17 protein-coding genes and 1 pseudogene are annotated in these 21,626 nt (G+C 40.4%); 5 read left to right on the forward strand and 13 right to left on the reverse strand.

Annotation, left to right across the window (positions count from 1 at the left end):
* Positions 1-31 precede the first annotated feature (31 nt).
* Together AAGD16_RS15795 and AAGD16_RS15800 are read left to right on the forward strand one after the other, a co-directional pair.
* Entirely contained in the window at positions 32-1,987 is a 1,956-nt protein-coding gene (locus AAGD16_RS15795) for a hypothetical protein (protein ID WP_377115000.1), read from the forward strand.
* Between the two features lie 62 nt (positions 1,988-2,049).
* Positions 2,050-2,508 (forward strand): TlpA family protein disulfide reductase, encoded by a 459-nt coding sequence (locus tag AAGD16_RS15800; RefSeq protein ID WP_377115003.1) that lies wholly within the window; start codon positions 2,050-2,052, stop codon positions 2,506-2,508.
* Between the two features lie 40 nt (positions 2,509-2,548).
* Here the strand turns inward: AAGD16_RS15800 and AAGD16_RS15805 are convergent, their stop codons facing one another.
* The 11 genes and pseudogenes from AAGD16_RS15805 to ndk all read right to left on the reverse strand — a co-directional run bounded on the left by AAGD16_RS15805 (position 2,549) and on the right by ndk (position 16,143).
* On the reverse strand, positions 2,549-3,859 hold the full coding sequence (locus AAGD16_RS15805) for a DASH family cryptochrome (RefSeq protein ID WP_377115006.1): 1,311 nt from the start codon (positions 3,857-3,859) through the stop codon (positions 2,549-2,551).
* 131 nt (positions 3,860-3,990) lie between these two features.
* A complete protein-coding gene (locus AAGD16_RS15810; RefSeq protein WP_377115009.1) occupies positions 3,991-5,718 on the reverse strand; it encodes a DUF885 domain-containing protein in 1,728 nt (575 codons plus the stop codon).
* A 392-nt stretch (positions 5,719-6,110) separates the two neighbouring features.
* Positions 6,111-7,580 (reverse strand): ribosome biogenesis GTPase Der, encoded by a 1,470-nt coding sequence (der, locus tag AAGD16_RS15815; RefSeq protein ID WP_010389444.1) that lies wholly within the window; start codon positions 7,578-7,580, stop codon positions 6,111-6,113.
* Between the two features lie 93 nt (positions 7,581-7,673).
* A complete protein-coding gene (gene bamB, locus AAGD16_RS15820) occupies positions 7,674-8,852 on the reverse strand; it encodes an outer membrane protein assembly factor BamB (RefSeq protein ID WP_013462927.1) in 1,179 nt (392 codons plus the stop codon).
* Positions 8,853-8,862: 10 nt separating this feature from the next.
* Positions 8,863-9,483, reverse strand: a complete 621-nt coding sequence (locus AAGD16_RS15825; protein ID WP_013462928.1) for a tetratricopeptide repeat protein — start codon at positions 9,481-9,483, stop codon at positions 8,863-8,865.
* A 45-nt stretch (positions 9,484-9,528) separates the two neighbouring features.
* Positions 9,529-10,809 (reverse strand): histidine--tRNA ligase, encoded by a 1,281-nt coding sequence (hisS, locus tag AAGD16_RS15830; protein WP_013462929.1) that lies wholly within the window; start codon positions 10,807-10,809, stop codon positions 9,529-9,531.
* A gap of 186 nt (positions 10,810-10,995) precedes the next feature.
* Positions 10,996-12,114 (reverse strand): flavodoxin-dependent (E)-4-hydroxy-3-methylbut-2-enyl-diphosphate synthase, encoded by a 1,119-nt coding sequence (gene ispG / locus AAGD16_RS15835; RefSeq protein WP_013462930.1) that lies wholly within the window; start codon positions 12,112-12,114, stop codon positions 10,996-10,998.
* Positions 12,115-12,119: 5 nt separating this feature from the next.
* Positions 12,120-12,989: a RodZ domain-containing protein gene (locus AAGD16_RS15840; protein WP_036955299.1), complete on the reverse strand. Its 870-nt coding sequence runs from the start codon at positions 12,987-12,989 to the stop codon at positions 12,120-12,122.
* A gap of 390 nt (positions 12,990-13,379) precedes the next feature.
* Positions 13,380-14,279, reverse strand: a pseudogene (gene pilW / locus AAGD16_RS15845) (type IV pilus biogenesis/stability protein PilW); the annotation flags it as partial.
* Between the two features lie 118 nt (positions 14,280-14,397).
* Positions 14,398-15,528: a bifunctional tRNA (adenosine(37)-C2)-methyltransferase TrmG/ribosomal RNA large subunit methyltransferase RlmN gene (locus tag AAGD16_RS15850; protein WP_010389431.1), complete on the reverse strand. Its 1,131-nt coding sequence runs from the start codon at positions 15,526-15,528 to the stop codon at positions 14,398-14,400.
* Between the two features lie 183 nt (positions 15,529-15,711).
* Entirely contained in the window at positions 15,712-16,143 is a 432-nt protein-coding gene (gene ndk / locus AAGD16_RS15855; RefSeq protein WP_008111339.1) for a nucleoside-diphosphate kinase, read from the reverse strand.
* A 300-nt stretch (positions 16,144-16,443) separates the two neighbouring features.
* Between ndk and AAGD16_RS15860 the strand changes: the two genes are divergently transcribed.
* Complete coding sequence (locus AAGD16_RS15860; protein WP_377115731.1) at positions 16,444-17,739, forward strand: methyl-accepting chemotaxis protein; 1,296 nt, start codon at positions 16,444-16,446, stop codon at positions 17,737-17,739.
* A gap of 155 nt (positions 17,740-17,894) precedes the next feature.
* Positions 17,895-19,283, forward strand: coding sequence for a tRNA 5-hydroxyuridine modification protein YegQ (gene yegQ / locus AAGD16_RS15865; protein ID WP_024602632.1), 1,389 nt, complete (start codon positions 17,895-17,897; stop codon positions 19,281-19,283).
* Between the two features lie 357 nt (positions 19,284-19,640).
* Here yegQ and AAGD16_RS15870 read toward each other — a convergent pair whose 3' ends face one another.
* Positions 19,641-20,087, reverse strand: coding sequence for a hypothetical protein (locus AAGD16_RS15870; RefSeq protein WP_138687053.1), 447 nt, complete (start codon positions 20,085-20,087; stop codon positions 19,641-19,643).
* Positions 20,088-20,133: 46 nt separating this feature from the next.
* Entirely contained in the window at positions 20,134-20,655 is a 522-nt protein-coding gene (locus tag AAGD16_RS15875; RefSeq protein WP_058155756.1) for a rhodanese-like domain-containing protein, read from the reverse strand.
* A gap of 262 nt (positions 20,656-20,917) precedes the next feature.
* Here AAGD16_RS15875 and AAGD16_RS15880 point away from each other — a divergent pair, with 262 nt between their 5' ends.
* Complete coding sequence (locus tag AAGD16_RS15880) at positions 20,918-21,568, forward strand: peroxiredoxin (RefSeq protein ID WP_016899624.1); 651 nt, start codon at positions 20,918-20,920, stop codon at positions 21,566-21,568.
* Positions 21,569-21,626: the final 58 nt, after the last annotated feature.

Below are 21,626 nucleotides of genomic sequence, written 5' to 3' on the forward strand. Positions count from 1 at the left end.
TACTTAATTGTACTGAAGATTAAGGATAATCATGGTTAATAAACTACAAGGCAATTATGCTAACCTAAATGCGTTGCTTGCCCAATCAGTCAATAATTCAAACCAAACCAGTATGCCCACAGGTTTGCAATCGCGTGCTCACTTAGCGCCAAGCACGGCAATAATCACCGATGAAATGCTCAGTCAGTTTAGTGACGAACAAGTCGATGAAATACTTAATCAGCAATTATCCTCTTTACTCACGATTTCCAGCGCACCCAGTGGCTCAAATTATAAACTCTCCAGTGAAGAGGTTGCGCTGCGAACGGTTATAAGTTCTCAGCAAGAGGGCCTATTAAAAAATGAACGTAGTGATCAGTTAATTGAGCGTTTAAACAGCTCGGTAAAAAATATTCAGGGCGCTTATGCTAACACTAGCGATATTTTATCAAACTTGGGGCAGCTTGGGTTCAATCAAAAAACGTTTTTAGCGTCTAGTCAGCAGCGTGTTGAACGCTCGCTAGACCCCTTTATGGAAAGTTTTAACCGCGAGCGATATGAGGATGATGATAACTATGGATTTGAGCTGTCGGTAAAAACCAAAGAAGGTGATGTTATTAAAATCACTTTTCATTCTGCGCAAGGTTACGATGAGGAAACAGGCGAAACCACTGACGAATTTAGCGTAAGTTATGAAGTAGATGGCGACTTATCTGAGGCTGAACACCAAGCATTAACGCAAGTATTTTCTGGTGTAGGCGAAATGGCAGATGAATTTTTTAAAGCTAAACAAAGCGCTTACAGTCGTTATGTACCCGCAAACCAAACTGATTTAGATTTAAGCTTTTTAAGCAATTTTGATAATAAACAGCTTTCGGGTTTTGATTTGTATTTTTCAACGTCAGAGGGAAATACTGCCGATGCTGATGGAGCGCTACTTGGAAAAGACAATGAGCTTAATTTAAGTTATACCCTTGATGAAGATTCAGAGCAGCAAATACTCGAGTTTGAATCGGTAAATGGTCAGAACAACATTGATTTTTCGCTCGATATGTCAACCATTGGCGCGCAAGACAAAAGCCAAATGCAGCAATACATAAAAGCGCTCGATAAAAGTTTAGAAGATAGCCAGCTCAATAGCTCAGAGAAAAGTACGCGTTCGGCGTTTGGCCAAAAAAGTGATGAAGTAATGAAACAAGGGTTGGCTGTATTTAAAAGTGCGTTTAGTAGTATGTCATCAGCCGCTGAGCGCTATAGTCAAATAGAGTCAGTAGCTACACAGCAGTTTACTAACGGACGCGAGCTAGTAGCTGATTTGGTTGACAATATGATCACCCGTGATCCACGCTATCAAGGGCTAGGAAGCAGTAATAAAAATTCCTTAGGTGATGGTATATCTAAGTTAGCTGATTTTGATGCAAAATTCTCTTTTGCAATGGATCAAGGTGATTACATAGCAACAAGCACCACAAAGCTGAGTCAAAATACAGAACACCAAAAATCAGCAGGGTTAACTGGAGTTACTCAAGATAAAACGGCGAGCACGCGTTTTAATTATGAAGAAGGTAACCGCTCTGACATCCCTCCTGATTATTATGACAAACAAGAAAGTTACACTATTGGTACCGCTGTAAAAAATAACGAATTGGTTGCCCTTGATCAGGCTCATGAGGTGGATGTAGATAAAAAAGTGTATCAGTTTAATCCCGAAATATCTCAATACGAGCTAAAAAAAGAATTGAAAGAAACCACCACCAGTGAGAGTAATATTCGTCTTATTAATGATATTTGGCTCGAGAAAAATGAAGATAGTCATAGTATGGATGAAAGAAAACGACTCAGTGGTGTGGGGGCGTCGAACGAGTTTAGAACAACATCGAGTTATTCACATACGCAATTAGTAACGTTAATCGGTGACTTAGATAAATTAGAACAAAACAAAGAAGCCAAACGTGAGTACTTAGCCGTTTTATCACAAGTGGATGATTTTATGGATAAAAGCAAGTGACTTTTATTTACTTAAGCTCGATTATGGGTATAGTAGCTAAAACACTATTTAAGTATAAGATTATGTTTAAACAATTAATTTTACTTTTAATGTTGAGTTTACCACTGGCAGTGAATGCAGCGCTCAAACCACACTCGGACGCTATGACTGCTAAGCGTTTATTAAGCGAGCACGATAAATTTGCTAAGCAATACCAAACATTCTCGCCTACACCGCAAGACGTTGCATTGATGCAAAAATTAGCAGGTAAAGAGTTGTTAGTGCTTTTAGGTAGCTGGTGTCATGACAGTGCTCGCGAAGTACCTCGATTAATAAAGTTACTTGATGAGTCTAAGGTTGAACTTTCGAAAATAACCTTTGTTACTGTAGGTTATGACAAACGTGATGAGGCAGGTATTGCGCTGGCGCATGACTTACAATATACCCCCACTTTTATTATTAAGCATAACGGGGTTGAAGTTAACCGCGTAGTAGAAAAGCCTAGCGGCACACTTGCCCAAGACTTAACCTTGGGCTTATAACGAGAGTCAGCTAGCCAGTATTATGTTTGAGGTTTTGTTATTACACAGGCCAATCAGCGGCGTCTAAGTCATCTAATTGTGCATCGCAGTGCTCATTTCCTTGCCACTTGGCAATGTATACACCGTGTGGGTCGTATTGCTGGGTTTGTTTTGCCAAATTAAAGTGTCGCCCACCGCGCGGATCGACCCCAACCCCAGCAATATATTGCCAGTTGCCCCAATTAGCGGCTACATCGTAATCAATAAGTTGTTGTTCAAAGTAAGCAGCGCCATAGCGCCAGTCTAGTTGTAGTTCGTTGACCAAACAGCTGGCTGCAATTTGTCGTGAACGGTTAGTGATAAAGCCCGTTGCGTTAAGCTCTTTCATAATAGCGTTAACCAGCGGAAATGGGGTACTGCCTTGGCACCATTTTGCAAAACGGTTCGGGCTAAAAGTGGTAAGTGGCGAGCTTTGTTTTTTACCTTTAAAAGTAAATAACTGATGCTTCACATTAATTGCTTGCCACTTAAAATACTCACGCCAGAGCAATTCAAACTTGATCCAGTATGTTGATTCATTTTCCCCATGCTGCGCTTCATAAGCATCTACTGCACAAAAAATTTGCTTGGCACTAATACAACCAAAAGCCAGCCAGCTACTAAATTTAGTCGAGTTATCAAAGCCATCCAGCTCATTACGGGTGATTTTATAGCTGCTTGGTAAAGCTGATGAAAAGTACTGTAGACAATGCGCAAGGCCGGCTTTGTGTCCACCTTGGAGTAAAGGGTTTCCTGTTGGCGGCTCTGATATAGGCTGTTTAGCACATAAAATAATAGGCGGTGGAAGTCTTTTTGCTGAGAACGGCACTGCGGATAAACTGATACCAGTGGCTTCGATTTTTTTTCTAAAAGGGGTAAAGCCGGTTGGTAAATCAGCAAGTTCAAAGGGCAGTTGTTGCTGTTGATATAAGGTATCTTGCATCACAGATTTAAATATCACAGTAGCGCATTTCGATTTAAGTGCGGTAATTTGGCGTTGCTCATAAACGCCTATTTGCTCGCTATAAACAACTTCATCAATGCCAAGCTCATTAATACGCTGTGTTAATACCCTTACCGGATCGCCTTCAATAATATGTAAAGTTTGGCCAAGCCCTAAAACAGACTCCTGTAGCTCGTATAGGCTTTGCATTAGAAAGCGTTGTTTATGTACACCATAGGGTTTTTGTTGATAGTTATTGCTTTTAAACCAAGCAGGATTGATCACAAATACGATATCAAGTTCACATTGTTGTTGTGATAAATCATTGAGTATGGGGTTGTCATCAATGCGCAAATCATTTTGCAGCCAATACAGAATACGTTTTTTCATACTTAAGCTCTGGTTTTTAAAATCATTAACTTTACGAAGCAAAAGCGGGTAGGGATTAGTTTTGAGGTGTTTAATAGGGTTTTAAAAAGAGGCGGTAACAATACCGCCTCTCAATTTGTTCTAGCTTTATTTTAAATAGCTGATTTTTGCTGTGCTATCCAGTCATTAATTACATCTTCAAGTACCGCCATAGGGAGTGAACCTTGACCAATAACGGTGTCGTGGAAGCTGCGTATATCAAATTGTGCGCCTAGCTGTTTTTCTGCTTTGGCACGTAGTTCGCGTATTTTAATTTCGCCCATTTTGTATGAAAGCGCTTGGCCTGGCCAAGAAATATAGCGGTCTATTTGATCTTCCACTGCGCTTTGTGGCAAAGCGGTATGATCAGCCAAATAATCAATCGCCTTTTGGCGGCTCCAGCCAAAGGCATGAATACCGGTATCAACCACTAAGCGCACAGCGCGCCACATTTCGTAGCCTAAACGGCCAAAGTCACTGTATGGGCTTTGGTAAAAGCCCGCTTCTTTACCTAAACGCTCTGTATAAAGTGCCCAGCCTTCGCCAAAAGCAGAGTGGCTCAGTGTGCGTCTAAACTCAGGAACGTCTAACTCCATCGCAATGGCGTTTTGTAAATGATGCCCAGGTATGGCCTCGTGTAGGCTAAGTGCTTCTAAATTATATAAAGGCTGTAGCTTTGGAGTTGAGGCTAAAAAGTAAGTCCCCGGTGAACGATTATCTGGCGGTGGCATATAAAATGCGCCACGACTCGCTGAGCCTTTAATAGTAAAAGTGTTACGCGGTAAGTGGCCAAAGTAAGTAGGGAGTTTGCCATACATTTTTTGGGTTATAAAGGCGGTTTTTTCGAGCAAGTCTTGGGGATCGGTTGCGTAAAACTGCTCATCGGTTGCCAAAAATTCTAAAAACTCGCTATAGCTGCCATCAAAGCTAACTTCATCAATAATACTTTGCATTTGCGCTTTGATGCGTGCCACTTCTTTAAGGCCAAGCTCATGGATTTGCTTGGGGGTCGCATTTGTTGTGGTGTAATAATTTACTGTATATTTGTAATAATCAAGGCCCCCTTTGATGCTTGCAATACCGGGCTGCGCTCTACAATGTGGCATATACTCGTTTTCAAAAAAGTCGTAAAAGTGCTCGTAAGCAGGCACGACTTTTGAGGCAATTAACGCTTTAGCTTTATTTTGGTAAGTTTCTTTTTGCGCTGCGCTAAATGTATTAGGGATACGGGTAAATGGCTCATATAAGGCGCTATTCTCAGGTTGTTTAACTATATGGGCGCTAATACTTTGGCCATAATTTTTAAACGTTTCGCAGTAGTGGGTAAAACCAGTTTGAATGCCTTGCTTCATTAAATTAATGTTTTGCTGATTAAAGCGCGGGTAATCACCAAGGCTCACTAAAAAGGCATCGTAATCCTCGGCGGTTAAAAAGGCCATGTTAGCCGGCGCTTCTGCAAAGTAAGTATGCCAGCCACTTAAAAAATTAACCGGAAAGTATTTATCTTGGTAAAGGTAGCTTTGCTGCTCGGTTTCTCGCTCATATTTAAACAAGCGGTAGTTCATTAACTGCTCGCTATTGAGCGTTTTAGGATCAATGCTGGCTAAGTTTTTTAGTACGCTGTTGTTGTAAGCTTGGCGCTTCGCAATGGCTTGCTCGCTCCAATCGGGTAGGGTGCCGTTGGGCTTCCAACCATCAGGATCGGTTCTAAAAAATATTTTCTCAGCTTTGGCGTTTTGCCAGTGGTTATCAATAATGGTTTTTAAATCGCTGTTACTGTCGGCTAAGCTTGGCAGCGAGGTGGCTGCTAAGGCAATAGCTAAGATTGTTTTTTTTAGCATGTTGAATTTCACTTTTTAAAATTTTAATTATTACTTATGCGCGCTGATTTTATGATAATAACAATTTCACTCAATTAATGCGTTGTTTTATAACATTAAGGCGTGTGTTTAATTGCTCTCCTTACTTATTTTATTTATATAAACAATGGAGAAATAATTTTTTAAGAATAATGATTTAAACAGTACATAGACAGCTTACCAAGGGTATGTGGGGCAACCATACGCTTTGCACTTTGACGTCAAATAACCCTTTTACGAGTACTATTACTTTATTTTAGATAAAAAAATAGCGTACTTTTATTGTACGCTATTTAATTTTGACCTAGCATCTAGCATCTAGCATCTAGCATCTAGCATCTAGCATCTAGCATCTAGCATCTAGCATCTAGCACCTAGCTTTTATTGCGGTTTTCTTTACTAAACGCACGAATTTTACGTTTTTGCGACAGGGTTACTTTATTAGTACGCCCTGCAAATGGGTTATCGCCTTCTCTAAATTCAATTTTGATTGGCGTACCCATAATCTTAAGTGCTTTACGGTAGTAGTTCATTAGGTAGCGTTTGTAGCTATCAGGTAAATCATGAACTTGGTTACCATGAATGACGATACGCGGCGGATTATAACCCCCAGCATGCGCATATTTAAGCTTAACACGACGACCGCGAACAAGTGGCGGCTGGTGATCCGCTTGTGCCATGTCCATAATACGACGCAGCATAGCGGTGCTTATACGTTTAGTTGCCGACTCATACGCTTCGTCAACTGATTCAAATAAATGACCAACACCCGTACCATGTAGCGCAGAGATAAAGTGCAAGCGGGCAAAATCAATAAAGCCCAAACGACGATCAAGCTCAGTTTTAATACGATCTTTAACGTAGTTATCTAGGCCATCCCACTTGTTCACGGCAATCACCAATGAGCGCCCTGAGTTAAGGGCAAAGCCTAATAAGCTTAAATCTTGATCTGAAATACCATCGCGGGCATCAACCACTAATAGCACCACGTTACAATCTTCGATTGCTTGTAGTGTTTTAATGACTGAGAACTTCTCAACCACGTCACTTACTTTTTTGCGTTTACGCACACCGGCTGTATCGATAAGAATATATTCTTTATCATTACGGGTCATCGGAATATAGATAGAGTCGCGCGTTGTACCTGGCATATCGTATACAATAACGCGATCTTCACCCAGTATACGGTTAGTAAGGGTTGACTTACCAACGTTAGGACGACCAATAATAGCCAGCTTTACCGGCTTGTCGGCAAACGCTTGGTGATCTGTGTCATCTTCTTCACCTTCTTGATATAAGTCGATAAGTTCTTCATCGTCATCGGCTACATCTTCATCAAGTGCGGCAAGTTCAGCAATAACTGGCTGAAGTGTTTGTTCGAGCAGTAAAGTAATACCACGACCATGAGCGGCAGCGATATGATGAACTTCACCGAGTGAAAGTTGATAAAACTCAGCACAGTTCGAGTCAGCATCAATCCCATCGGTTTTATTGGCTACCACAAAGCACTTTTTCTCTTGCTTACGTAAGTGGTTAGCAATAGCTTGGTCAGCCACTGTCATACCTACGCGAGCATCAACTAAAAATAAAACAATATCCGCTTCTTCAATGGCTAGTAATGACTGATCAGCCATTTCGGTTTCGATACCTTCTTCTGAGCCATCAATACCGCCCGTATCTACCACGATAAATTCAAAGCCATCGTAATTTGCTTGGCCATATTTTCTATCACGCGTTAAGCCAGGAAAGTCGGCAACGAGTGCATCACGAGTACGTGTTAAACGGTTAAATAATGTGGATTTGCCCACATTGGGTCGCCCTACAAGAGCGATCACGGGAAGCATAAACTACCTCTTTAAAAAACAACAAAAGGCTTCGCAGTGCGAAGCCTTACAAAAAATAATTAACTATTAGTGCCTTACACTAATAGTAGACAGTTAGTTCGGTATTTTTACCGCGCTAACTTCACCATCACGGGTGTATAAAATTAACTTATCGTCAGCAACAACAGGCTCAACAAAAAAACCTGAGCTGTCAAAGTCTTCACGAGATACTAGCTCGCCAGTGTCTTTATTTAACCAATGCAAATTGCCTTCTTGGTCACCTAACGCTAAATAATTACCGGCAACCGCTGGGCCTGTTAAGTACCAGCCACGAAGAGCGGGTTGGCTCCAACGCTCAATGCCTGAATCTTTATCAAGTGCATAAACAACGCCGTTACTATCAACAACGTAAATTGTTTGCAAATCCATGGCAATTTCACGGTAGCTGCTGTATTCACGTTTCCATACAACATTACCAGAACGAATATCAACTGCTGATAAGTTACCATTGTATGCAATCGCATAAGCAAACGGGCCACTAATAAGTGGTTGTGTATCTACATCAACTAAACGCTCAAACTCTGATGCGCCTTTTGCTACTGCAATTTCTGCGCTCCACGCTGAGTAGCCGCTCTCAGAAATTAAAACACTGAGCTTACCTGTTTCAAGGCCAACCAACACACCACCATTAGCGACGGTTGGTGAACTTTGACCGCGTAAGGTAAGTGCTGGCACTTCTTGCTCAAAGCTCCAGCGCTCTTCACCCGTATCAGGATGCAGGGCCAGTAACTTACCTGATGCTAAATTAACAAACACTAAACCATCGCCTGCAGCAGGTTTAGACAGTGATTCGCCTGGCACTTTTTTACGCCATACCTCTTTACCTGTCTCACGATCAAGGGCAATGACATAGCCATGTTCTGAACCTAAATAGATTTTACCATAAGCTTGTAATATTCCGCCTGATAATTTTGCACTATCGTTATCGCTCCAAGGCCAAAACGATAAATCATGACGAACATCGGTTTCCCAAAGCGTATCACCATTGGCAAGTGATAACGCTTCTACTTGGCCTTCGCGACTCGCTACATACACAGTATCTTTATAAACAGCTGGTGATAGGCGTGAGAAGTAATGCTCTACACCGCTACCTATTGATTCTTGCCAAACAACTTCTGTTTCAAACTGATTGGCTATTTCAGGAAGTACCAGTTCTTCATCATCATCACTTGATGAACAGCCCATAAGTGTTGCTATACAAAGGGCGAGCGTTGCTGTTGTTATTTTTCTCATGCCTAAAACCTTATGCCGCTGGGCTAGTTACTGCTAGGTCATCTAACTTAATTTGTAATAGAGGATTGCTGGTTAATCCACCGGCATCAACCGCAGCTTGGTAGGCTACGCGTGCTTGTTCTTTATTGCCTTGCTGAGTGTAAATATCGCCTTTTAACTCAGCAATATTTGCATTAAATGCCTCTGGCAATGGTGAATTTAATGTAGTTAATGCGTCATCGTATTGTTGTTGAGCAATTTGCACACGCGCTAAACGCGTAGTGGCAATGGCTTTTAGCTGCGCGTTATCGACATTTGATACAATCCAGCTTAGCTTTTCATTCGCTACATCTAATTTTTGTGCATCTACCGCTTCTTTTGCAGCAACAAATGCCGCTAAAGTTGCGTACTGAGTGTCTTTATTTTCACTGATGAAGGCATCAGCAGAGGCTAATACGTCATCACTTTCAACAAGCTTAGTGTAGGCATCAGATGCTTGCTCTGCTGTTGTTATTTGGTTTTGGTTGTAGGCCTTCCAACCGTACAAACCACCTAAGCCAACAATTACACCTAACGCAAGTGATAGGCCGTTTTCACGAAAAAAGCGTTTAATCGCTTCTGCTTGTTGTTCTTCAGTTGAATAAATTTCCATGCTTACCTCTATTAAAGCGCTTTACTCGCTGCGCTTTATGTAATTTTAACTATTAATTAGTTCTGCAAGTAGCGCTTTAGCTTGTTCTAGTTCTAATGTGACTTGTTCTTTACGCTCACGTAAATACTTTATGGTCACAACGCCTTGCTCTAATTCATCTTCACCGATAATAACCGCGACTAATGCATCGCTTTTATCAGCACGTTTTAATTGTTTTTTAAAGTTACCACCGCCAGCATGCACCATAACGCGTAATCCAGGTACGTCTCGACGTAACGTAGATGCAATAATAGGCGCTTGAATGCTGGCTTTGTCGCCCATGGCTGCTAAATATACATCAGTACTACGGCGTATGTCACCTACACATTCAAGTGCTTGAAGTAGTAAAACTAGGCGCTCTAATCCCATCGCAAAACCAACTGCCGGGGTTGATTTACCGCCTAATTGCTCAACTAAGCCATCATAACGACCACCGGCACATACTGTACCCTGTGCACCTAAGCTATCGGTTACCCATTCAAATACAGTACGGTTGTAATAATCTAAGCCACGAACTAGCTTTTCATTAACCGTGTATTTGACGCCTGCGGCATCTAATCGTTCACATAAATTTTCAAAATGTTCTTTTGATTCAGTATCTAAATGTTCAGATAATTTTGGCGCATCCACTAATATTGCCTGTATATCTGGGTTTTTAGTATCCAAAACGCGCAGCGGGTTAGAGTACATACGACGCTTAGAGTCTTCATCTAGTACATCGGTATGTTGTTCTAAGAAGGCAATTAAGGCATCACGGTACTGCGCGCGCGCTTCATTTGAGCCTAATGAGTTAAGCTCTAAGCGTACATGGTCGCTTATGCCAAATGCTTCCCAAAGTTGCGCCGTGAGTAATATAACTTCAGCGTCTATATCGGCGCTGGCAATACCAAAGGTTTCTAAACCAAATTGGTGAAATTGACGGTAACGACCTTTTTGTGGGCGTTCATGGCGAAACATAGGGCCCATGTACCAAAGGCGTTGTTCTTGATTGTATAACAGGCCATTTTCGTTACCTGCACGTACACACACCGCGGTACCCTCAGGGCGCAGAGTTAAATTATCACCGTTACGATCGGCAAAGGTGTACATTTCTTTTTCTACAATATCGGTTACTTCACCAATAGAGCGTTTAAATAGGTCGGTTGATTCTACAATTGGAAAACGAATTTCTTGATAACCAAACGATGATACGGTCTCGCGTAAAATGTGCTCTACTTTCTGCCAAACTTGCGTATCGCCTGGCAGGCAATCGTTCATACCGCGAACTGCCTGAATTTGTTTTGCCACTGATAAATCCTAAATCTGTTTATGTGCAGTCTTAGACTGCAACCACGTAAAACTAAAAAAATCGACCGCGCATTATAACCCTAACTACAAGGTAATTGCGAGTATAGCGGTGTGTATGTAATTTGTACTGCGCTGTGAATGCCGCTACTAAAAAAGTCAATTGAATGCATATTGCTGGCGTTTAAATCACTCTACGATTTTTATATCGATTGGTGTTTGTTGCTGCTTTTGCTCGATAAAATCGCGCACATAGCCTTCGAGCTGATCAACAATATTATTGTTATCAATACGGGCTTTTTGGCGTTCGCCATTTATGTATAAGCCTGAGCGACGGTTTGCACCGGCAAGGCCAATATCACTGACTAGCGCTTCGCCTGGGCCGTTAACAACACAGCCAATTACAGACACTGAAACCGGTTCAATAATGTCTTCTAAACGTTCTTCAAGTTGGTTCATGGTGCTCACCACATCAAACTCTTGGCGTGAACAGCTTGGGCAAGCAATAAAGTTAATCCCGCGCGAGCGAATACGCAGTGATTTTAATATATCAAAGCCAACTTTTATTTCTTGTACTGGGTCTGCAGCGAGAGATACGCGCAGCGTATCACCAATGCCTTCTGCTAATAACATCCCTAAACCAACGGCCGATTTAACAGAGCCAGAGCGCATGCCGCCAGCTTCAGTTATTCCTAAATGCAGTGGCTGGTCTATTTCTTTAGCGAGCAAGCGATATGCGCCTACCGCTAAAAATACGTCTGATGCTTTTACTGAAATTTTAAATTGATCAAAGTCTAAACGGCGTAATATATCTACGTGGCGCATAGCCGATTCTAATAGGGCTTCTGGAGTAGGTTCGCCGTATTTCTCTTGTAAATCGCGCTCAAGTGAGCCGCCATTTACCCCTATTCGAATAGGAATGTTATGCTCACGCGCTGAATCAACTACCGCTCTAATGCGCTCTTCACTGCCAATGTTACCTGGGTTGATACGCAAACAATCAACACCGTATTTTGCTACTTTTAATGCAATGCGATAGTCAAAGTGAATATCGGCGACAAGGGGTATCGACACTTGCTCTTTAATACTTTTAAATGCCTCAGCGGCGTCCATGGTAGGTACTGACACGCGAACAATATCTGCACCGGCATCTTGAATAGCTTGAATTTGGGCTACAGTGGCATCAACGTCCATCGTATCTGTGTTGGTCATCGACTGCACGGCAATAGGTGCACCATCACCAATAGGAACATTACCCACATTTATGCGTGTGGATTTTCTGCGTTTTATAGGAGATTCTGAAAACATAGCGACTACTCTGCTAAGGGTAATTTAAATTTAGCTAAACGGTTTTTAGGAAAGGCCGAAATATCAACTGGCTCACCATTTAGGGTAATACGAACAACATCATGCTTGCCTAATACCACTGAAAAAGGCGCTACTCCGGTTAGGGTCATTTCGTAGCCTGCTTTTTTTACACCAAAAGCAATTTTTTCATCATTGGCATCGTGAATTTCTACCCAGCTCTCATCGTTAAACATCATAAAAATGGTGCTTAAATCACTGTTTTTTGGCTCACTGGTGCTCTGTGCATTATTAACTGGCGCAGCTTGAATTGTTTGTTGTTCATTTTGTAAAGCAGAATCTACTTCTTCTGTAGATTCAATGTCATTTAATAGTGCCTCGTCGGCGGCTTCAGCTAACAGCTTGGTGTTTTCTTGCTGTTGAGTTATGAGCGAGTTATTAGCATTAATAGTTTTAGTTTGTTCATCAATAGGCATTGCATTTTGCCACCACCACACTGCAGAAGAACCAATAACGATAGCTAAAATTAAGTAACTTACGGTCATAAGTCGGCTGTCATGGGCTTCTTTTTCTGTGCGCCTTGAAAAGCTTTGCATATCGACCGGTTTATCTGATGTGCTAAAGGCCGGCAGCATCGCTAAAATAGCTGCGCTATCAATGTTTAGTGTACGACAATAATTTTTTATATAGCCTTTAACAAACGTTTTTGCACCGAGTAAATGATACTCGTCGCTTTCAATATGCTCAACTTGTGATTCTGTTAGCTTTAATAGCGAGGCGATTTCAGCAATGCTGATATTTGCATTTTCTCTATGCGATTTTAGTATTTGTCCTACAGAGGGTTCGTCGCTCTGCGGTTGTGTATTATCTTCATTCATAATATGTATGAGTCTGGATCCACGAGTAAAAGTTAATGTTTTGGCTTAATAACCAGAGTAAGACTTTGTTTTTATTTTTTAGTGTTCGTTTATTCTTGCTACTAGAATGCACGCTTTTAAAGGGTATCATCAGCTGCGGTTTTATAAAAACGTTAGTATCGCCCTTTTAAAATTTTGCTGTTTTTATTTTTAAAGCCCTTTAATGCACCTAACATATAGCAGTTTAGCATTGAATCACACTGAAATGCTAAATTGGTTTACAGCAAAACGAGCGATATCAATCGATACACTCGTTTTTACTCTTATTTTACTAATTTAAAAAGGTATTTGTGTCTCTGTTGTATTTTTTGCAGCTTACTTTACTGAATCTTCAGAGTTTACAGCAGATGTTGGGCTTTTTTTACGAATAATTTTTATTTTTGGCTCTACAATAATTTGATTGTTATTACTGCTTTCTTGTAATTCATCAAGTTGTGCTTGACGGTACTTTTCTCGCAGCACTTCAAACTCTGTTTGCCTTAATTGGTTGTCACGAATGGCGTTAGCTTGAACACTATTTGGGTACGTTTGCAAAATGGTAGCTGCAATTTTTTCAGCATCTTCTATTCTACCCATGCGTTGTTTAACCAAGTAGCCGAGTAACAATGCTCGCGAAGAAACCTGTGCAGTGTCGTCATAACGTTTTATTAAAGTACTGGCTTTATATAAGTCACTTTTTGCGTAATACAAAGCCGCTAAGCTTATTAATGTAGAGGCGCGTTGCGAGCTGTGGTTTAGCGCTTGTTGAAAGTAGCTTTCTGCATTGGTAAAGTCATTAAATTCAATGGCGCATAAGGCTAAATTTTCATAGCTTTGTGCTACACGAATATAGCTAGGAATTTCAATCGCTTTTAAAAATTGATCGGTCGCGCGATCATACTCATCAATACTACATAAAAACGTACCGTAGTTATTTAGGGTGTTCGGATCGTCAGGCTTAATCGCCAACGCTTTTTGATAGGCTTTGTCGGCTAATGCATTTTCGCCAACTTGTTGGTAGTAATAGGCTAAAGAATAATGAACTTCGGGAAGATTTGGTGCATATTCGCTCGCACGCTCAAGGTTGTATTTTGCTTGGGAATTATTACCGGTGTTTAAATATTGTAATGCCAAAGCAATGCGGGTACGTGCTGCGCCTGCGTTGTTTATTTTATTTTCGACGACGGGTTTGTCACTGCCGTTGTAACTATTTTCAGTCACACAACCGCTTAAAAGTAGTGTTGATAGTGCTAAAGCAAGTAAAGATCGCATTACCTTGTCTCTTTATTTATTTCCATAGCCTCTATCTTACCTCAAAGCCTTTGTGTTGCATCATTTATTTAAAAATAAACAATTTATCACAAAGGCACAAAGGCACAGAGTTACTTAGTTAGGCTTGGTGAATATTTACTGCAATTGCATTGTCATCACGCATTTTCTTTTTAGCCATACGTTTTGTTCTATCAACCACATCGCCAGCTAACTGACCACAGGCAGCGTCAATGTCGTCCCCTCGTGTACGACGAACAATACAGGTAATCCCCGCAGCTTGTAATACCTTTGAAAAACGGTCAATTCGGCTGTTGCTTGAACGCGTATACTCATTACCTGGGAACGGGTTAAACGGAATAAGGTTTACCTTAGATGGCGTACCTTTTAGCGTTTTAACCAGTTCATGTGCTTGGTCGGTACTGTCGTTTACGCCATTAAGCATAACGTATTCAATGGTGACATCTTTATTGGCTTTTGAGCCATCAATATAACGACGACAGGCCGCTAAAAATTCTTCAATTGGGTACTTTTTATTGATCGGTACTAAAATATCACGCAGTGCGTTATCAGGAGCGTGAAGTGAAATAGCCAGTGCTACGTCTATTTTTTCTTTTAATAAATCAAGGGCAGGTACTACACCCGAGGTACTTAATGTAACGCGGCGCTTAGATAAACCAAAGCCCCAGTCGTCCATCATCAGCTCCATCGCCGGGACTACGTTTTTAACATTCAGTAGCGGCTCGCCCATTCCCATCATAACGACGTTAGTGACAGGGCGTTTTTCACTGTTTCCATCAAGGCCAATGTCTTTGGCTACACGCCATACTTGGCCAATAATTTCAGACACTTTTAAATTACGGTTAAAGCCTTGTTGTGCCGTTGAGCAAAAAGTACATTCCAGTGCACAGCCCACTTGAGACGATACACATAATGTGGCGCGATCTTTTTCTGGGATCCAAACAGCTTCAACTTCTTGGCCGCCCTCAAGTACGAGTGCATATTTAATTGTACCGTCGCTGGCTTGCTGGCGAACTGAAATTTCAGGTGCAACGATTTCACACTCATTTTTAAGCTTTTCTTTTAGCTTTTTGTTTACGTTGCTCATTTCGTCGAAATTATCTACGCCAAAATGATAAATCCATTTCATCACCTGATCGCCACGAAATGGCTTTTCACCGAATGATACAAATAACTCTCGCATTGCATCTCGGTTTAAATCTAATAAGTTAATCTTTTTTTGCTCGGTCATGTAACAACCTCAATCGGTGGCGGTGATGGTAAAAATTTACAAGGGCGAATTGTACACAATTCATCCACTATAATCATTAAGTAAAACATCATAAATAAACGGTTAATACTTTACGTAATGACTAAAAAAGGGCTCGAAAGCCCTTTTCATACTTTGCATCACAGGGTTAGCTGTGAACTCGAATTAACGAGTACGTGGGCAAAGTTCTTCGTCAGCGAAGAAGTACGCGATTTCGCGAGCAGCAGATTCAACAGCGTCAGAACCGTGAACCGCATTTTCGTCGATGCTATCAGCGTAGTCTGCACGTAAAGTACCCGCTAGTGCTTCAGCTGGGTTAGTAGCACCCATGATTTCACGGTTTTTAAGAACAGCGTTTTCGCCTTCAAGAACGGTAACCATTACTGGGCCAGAAGTCATGAAAGATACTAAAGCACCAAAGAAAGGACGCTCGCTGTGCTCAGCGTAGAAACCTTCAGCTTTCTCTTGTGAAAGGTGAACCATTTTAGCTGCAACGATTTTAAGACCTGCAGTTTCGAAACGGTTGTAGATTGCGCCGATGTGGTTTTTAGCAACTGCATCAGGTTTTACGATTGAAAAAGTACGCTCTAAAGCCATCTTTGTGCTCCAATAATTTAAATAAAAGGTTGAATATTAACGGGCGCGAATTATACGCGTTTTAGTCAAAAAAACCTAATTTATTCTACCTTGCTTGCTTTTTTTAATTTGCTAACCCCGATTTATGAACTAAAAACAATGTTTTTACGTTTACTATGTGTTTATAAACATGAGCTATACTTTTGTTTAAGTGGTGAGACTTTTTATTCATAGTACACTTTTTATAGACTCAATATGCATGCCGATACATTTAAACACTAAGGTAACAATATGTTTTTTAACCAATCTTTAAAAAATTAAATCGCTGATTTACAAAGTAAGCTTTCTGTAAGGGAGCAGGTTAAGCAAAGCTTAGACAGTGAAATGCTGGTGTTAGAGCTTGATAAGCAAGGTGCTATTTTAAGACAAAATAAAAATTTTGAGCGAGAGTTTAACTACTCAAATAACAAAATAATTAATAAAAATATTTTAGACTTCATTCCTGAAAATGCTAGAAATAACGCGGATTTTCATGCCTTTCAAAAAGCGCTAAGTAAAGTAGAACATTTTGCCGGCGCTATCCAAGTATCCCACCCAAACGGACAACGAGATTGGTTACGCTGCATTTTACATCCTATAAAAAACGAGCAAGGTCAGCTTGAGTATTTAACCCTGCATTGCACTGTGCTTACACAAATAATTGAGAGTTCAAGAGAAAACGAAGATTTAATCAAAGCATTGCATCGTTCAACAGCGGTTATTGAGTTTGATACTCAAGGTATGGTGTTACGTGTTAATGACAACTTTTTAAAAAGTATGAGTTATTCAAGACAAGACGTGGTGGGCAAGCATCATGGTATGTTTTGTGACGAACAAGAAGCGAGTAGTAAAGAGTATCAGGCCTTCTGGCAACGTTTGCGTAATGGTGAGTTTATTGCGAGCAGATTTAAACGTATTGATAAACACGGCCATGTAGTTTGGTTAGAGGCTTCATATAATCCGATTTTTAATGAAGCAAATGAGCTCTATAAAGTAGTTAAATTTGCCACAGTGATCACTGACCAAGTAGAAAGAGAACTGGCTACAGAGCAAGCGGCGAGTATTGCGCATGGCACTTCTATCGAAACTGATAATAACGCGGATAAAGGTGCTGAAGTGGTACAAAAAACAGTTCAGGTTATGAACGAATTGTCGGTACAAATGGAGCAAGCTGCTCAAGAAATTTCAGCATTAGATAAACAGTCGCAACTGATAGCGAGCATAGTGCAGAGCATTAGCAGTATTGCTGATCAAACTAATTTATTGGCACTTAACGCGGCTATTGAGGCCGCGCGTGCAGGCGAGCAAGGCCGTGGATTTGCGGTGGTGGCTGATGAAGTGCGTTTACTTGCCTCCAGAACCAGTAAAGCTACCGAAGAAATCGTGGATGTTGTACAGCAAAACCAAAATTTAACTCAATCAACCGTTGCAGTAATTGAGCAAGGTAAAAATAAAGCGCAACAAGGTCTAGCGCTCTCCAAAGAATCTGGTGATGTAATGAGTGATATTAAAAAAGGCGCGCAACAAGTTGTTGATGCCGTTAGTCAATTCTCGAACCAATTAAGCAGTAAAAAATAACTTAAATTTACAGCTCTTCATTTATTAGCGCAGAAGAGAAATTTTGATGATCTTGATCAAGGTTTCTCTTTTGCCATCTCATTATACTTGCGCGCTTTATTTCCCTTAATTATTCATGCAACCGGCTTGAACCCGGTTCGATGTATGGAGCGCACATGTCAGCTGTTTCTTCTTCAACCTTATTTGTACCTGAATTACTTTGCCCCGCAGGCAGCTTAAAAAACATGCGTTATGCCTTTGCCTATGGTGCCGACGCGGTTTATGCCGGCCAACCGCGTTACAGTTTAAGAGTGCGCAATAACGAATTTGATTTAGATACATTACAAATAGGGATTAACGAAGCACATGCGCTGAATAAAAAGTTTTATGTAGTGTCGAATATTGCCCCGCATAACGCAAAAGTTAAGTCGTATTTACGTGATATAGAGCCGGTGATTGCTATGAAACCGGATGCATTGATCATGTCAGATCCTGGGTTAATTATGCTAGTACGTGAAAAATGGCCTGATATGCCAATTCATTTGTCGGTTCAAGCCAATGCAGTGAACTACGCAAGCGTACAGTTTTGGGCAAAACAAGGTATTGAGCGGGTAATTTTGTCTCGCGAGCTATCGCTTGAAGAAATCAGCGAAATTCGTGCTCTGTGCCCAGAAACAGAACTAGAAGTATTTGTGCATGGCGCACTGTGTATGGCTTATTCAGGGCGTTGTTTACTCTCAGGCTATATTAATAAACGCGATCCCAACCAAGGCACCTGCACCAATGCATGTCGTTGGGAGTATGATGTTAAACCTGGTACAGAAAACGAAACCGGTGAAATGGTACATAAAATTGACCCTAAAACGGTTATACCTACGTTAGGTGAAGGCGCACCAAGTAACGATGTATTTATGCTAGAAGAGCAAGGTCGCCCGGGTGAATATATGCCTGCATTTGAAGACGAGCACGGCACTTATATCATGAACTCAAAAGACTTACGCGCCGTGCAATACGTAGAGCAGCTAACAAAAATGGGGGTGCATAGCCTAAAAATAGAAGGGCGTACTAAGTCATTTTATTATGTTGCCCGTACCGCACAGGTATACCGTAAAGCGATTGACGATGCGGTTGCAGGTAAACCATTCGATGCTGATTTATTTAAAACTCTTGAGAACCTTGCACACCGCGGTTATACCGAAGGTTTTTTAAAACGCCACGCCCATCAAGATTATCAAAATTACGAATACGGTCACTCTGTATCTACCAAGCAGCAATTTGTAGGCGAAGTACTAGGGCGTAATGCCAATGGTTTGGTTGAAATAGATGTAAAAAATAAATTTTGCGTTGGCCATTCATTAGAATTAATGACGCCAAAAGGTAATATTAGCTTTGTGCTTGAATGTATGGAAAACAAAAAAGGCGAAAGCATTACTGATGCTAAAGGCTCAGGCCATATCGTAAAAATTCCACTGCCTGACAACATTGATTTAGAGCACGCGATACTGATGCGCAACTTGGATGAAAACCAAGACACCCGCAATCCTTTCAAACAAGCTGTTTCATAATAGAGAGTTTAATCATGGCTTTACTTATAAACAGCAAATGCATTAACTGTGACAGTTATAAGGTTTTCAATTAAAGTCTTTAAAAACAGGTTGTTACTTTGTCGTGCTATGGTTTGTGCTACGATTTTACGTAACTCGTCAGCACTTACTTAGTATCTTAAAAACGGCTCAAAAAAGCAAATTGCACTAACTAAAAAATTTGAAAACACATAACCATATTAGAACAGTATAAAAAGCTAAACACACTTAGCATGAATAGCTTCTAATAGAATAGAGCTTGGAGGATCTACACGCTCTAGATTTATGTTGATTCAGGACAATACGAATCGTAATGCCTGAATCAGTTACTCACAGTGATTAAAATGATATGACTTTTGTTTCAGCATCAAGCATTTTTTTAGCTATGTGGGGAGGTAAAGCAGGGGTAATACCTTCAATCAAATCAGTTTTTTTAACACCTTTATTAGGTAGATAAAGAGCGCAAACTTGAACTGTTCCCCCCATTTTTATAATGTTTTTCATTAAGCTTTGTGGGCTCATATTTTTAGGCTTTAGCTGTGTTAAAACTGATTGAGGAGCATCGATCAGTGCAATATCGCCGGCTTGCCCACATAAAAGGATATTGACCTCAGCACCTTGTTTTAAAGCTTGTAATGATAAAACCATACCCATTAACTGAGTTTGTGTGTTGTCAGATGTTATAAATGATAAAAGCTTAGGTTTAGTGCCTGCCTTATTATCGTCTGCAAAAGCACTGAAACTAATAGTAGAAGCCAATAATAAGATGACTGTTAATATTCGCATAAAATTTACCTTTTTTAATTCAGTAATTGAGGGCACTTGTTTTTAATTACACTCTCTGGTTCCACGGCATCAATGCTATAATTCTTGCTAGACCACAAAAACCGGTTGCGCCAGCAACAAACAAGCCTGCTGCAATAAATATTATTGGCCAAATGAAAGCGGTCGAAATTGTTAAAGAAAGAGCACAGAACACTAAAATTAGAGTACTTATAGATAATTGAACTTGACGATCTAGTGGCAAAATTGATTTTTCACCTTTACGAACATTATATCCTTCATTGACCCACTCATTTATGCCTCCGCTGATATTGTATATATTCAAATCTGGGTTATGGGCAAGTAACTTTTCACACGCACTTTTACCACGACCGCCTTTTTGGCAATATATTATATAAGCGCTTTTCTCATGTTTAATATCTTCTCCTTTTAGTTTACTCAAAGGGAGTAATTCAGAGCCCTCTATGTGTGAAGTCATGTGTTCTGCTGGTTCACGAACATCAATTATTCCTACATCTTCCCTTTCAATTAACATGAAAGCTTCATTTGCAGATATTTCTTTTGGTTGCATTTTTTAATTTCCTCATGAAATAAAATTATTTAGAACAAGCTGTACTTTATATTAGATTATTCTAATATAAAAGGTGAATACTTTACTAAATTTATAAAATTGAGTTTTACTTTTCGAGGTTGGTAATCTTTTTTAACTCTTAAAGCTTACTTTTTCATCGATAATATTGATTAAGTTAATCTGTTTTTTGATATTGCTTTTAGTTATATGCTTATGCGATATTGATCTTGTCAAAACGATAAACATCAATTATGAGAATGTTATGACTGAACAAAATGAAAGACAATTACAGTTCCCACAATTAAACAAGCCAGCACCTGCATTTAATGCGAAGACAACTCATGGTAATCGTACACTTGAAGATTACAAAGGTAAGTGGTTAGTGCTTTTCTCGCATCCAGCAGACTTTACTCCGGTATGTACTACCGAGTTCATGGGTTTCGCAAATGCAGCAGAAGAGTTTTCAGCGATGAATACTGAATTATTAGGTTTATCGATTGACAGTATTCATGCGCATATTGCTTGGGTACGTAACATTGAAGAAAACTTTGGTGTGAATATACCTTTCCCAATTATTGCAGATCTTTCAATGGAAGTGGCTCATGCTTACGGCATGGTTCAACCTGGTGCAAGCGATACTGCAGCTGTACGAGCTACGTTTATCATTGACCCTGAGGGGGTAATGCGAGCGATGGTTTATTACCCAATGAGTAATGGTCGCTCAGTAAATGAATTTTTACGTTTAGTTAAAGCACTACAAACAAGTGATGAAAATTCAGTAGCTACACCAGAGAATTGGGTAGAAGGCGAACCAGTTATTGTACCACCACCGCATACCGTTGAAGACGCTGCTGGTCGTAAAGATAAAGGATACGATTACGTTGATTGGTACTTTAGTAAAAAATCTCTTTAATACTGTTTAATGAAACGTTAGCCCAAGGATTTCTCCTTGGGCTAACTTCGAGGGAATA

It is taken from the genome of Pseudoalteromonas sp. M58 (assembly GCF_042604605.1).
Taxonomy (GTDB): Bacteria; Pseudomonadota; Gammaproteobacteria; order Enterobacterales; family Alteromonadaceae; genus Pseudoalteromonas; species Pseudoalteromonas tetraodonis.